Raw genomic sequence first — 941 nt, forward strand, 5'->3', positions numbered from 1 at the left:
CTCCGTTAGGAGTGCCGATGGTGGCACGGTGGTGTAATGATTTGCGGTGGCTTGATCAGGCGGCTAGCGCCGCCCCCGCGGGTGCCTCCTTCGCTCGTTGCTCTCGCTCATTCGTTACGCCGCGCTACGATGGTGCCCGTGCCCATTCCCCACGCCCAATATGGGCGATGTTCCCGTAGCGCGGTGTAAGCGGAGCGCACCCGCGAAGCATCCCGTTAGGGATGCCGATTAGGGCGCGGGAGTGTTCATTCCCAGTTCATTTGGGCGATGTCGGGTGGGGTTTGGGCGCCCCATTGGGGGTCGTACCAGCCTTTGGTGACGCATTGGTGGAAGCTGGACCATTTCCATTCGCTGGGGGCGGTGGCCCAGCCGTGTTTGACGGGGTTGTAATGGATGTAGTCCATGTGGTTTTGCCAGTCTTGCTCATTGCGGATGACGTGTTCCCAGAAGCCGCGCTGCCATGCGGTTTTGGTGCCCAGTGGGAGGGTGAAGTCTTGGGAGGCGTATTTTTTAATATCTCGCCAGCGTGAAGAGTAATCAGCGTCGCCTTCGGGCAGGGTCCATAGGCAGTGTAAGTGGTCGGGCATCAGGACGAAGGCGTCCATGGTAAAGGGGCGTTCTTCTTTCACACGACGGAAGGCCCGGCCCAGGGCGTTGATGTTGAGGTGGTCCGCCAGGAGCGGTTGGCGGCCGTAGGTTACCACGGTGAAGAAGTAGGTGCCGCCAGGGATGAGAGCGCGCCGGTAAGTGGCCAAGGGCTGCTTCCCTTCATTGGATTTAGGTTAAGCGTACCGTGATTGGGAAAGAAGTGCATCTTTTGTGCGGGGGCGTGGTTGCCCATGCCCGATGTTGGCGATGACCCCGTAGCGCGGCGTAAGCGGAGCGCACCCGCGAAGCAACGCGGGAGCGTTGCCGATGAGGGCACATGGGCGGCGGTGGCG

1 protein-coding gene is annotated in these 941 nt (G+C 61.2%); it reads right to left on the reverse strand.

The window, feature by feature from the left end; genetic code table 11:
- Positions 1-245 precede the first annotated feature (245 nt).
- Positions 246-755, reverse strand: a complete 510-nt coding sequence (locus tag B7L72_RS11270; protein WP_081194388.1) for an REP-associated tyrosine transposase — start codon at positions 753-755, stop codon at positions 246-248.
- Positions 756-941 lie beyond the last annotated feature (186 nt).

It is taken from the genome of Halomonas sp. BC1, from assembly GCF_002078135.1.
Classification (GTDB): domain Bacteria; phylum Pseudomonadota; class Gammaproteobacteria; order Pseudomonadales; family Halomonadaceae; genus Vreelandella; species Vreelandella stevensii.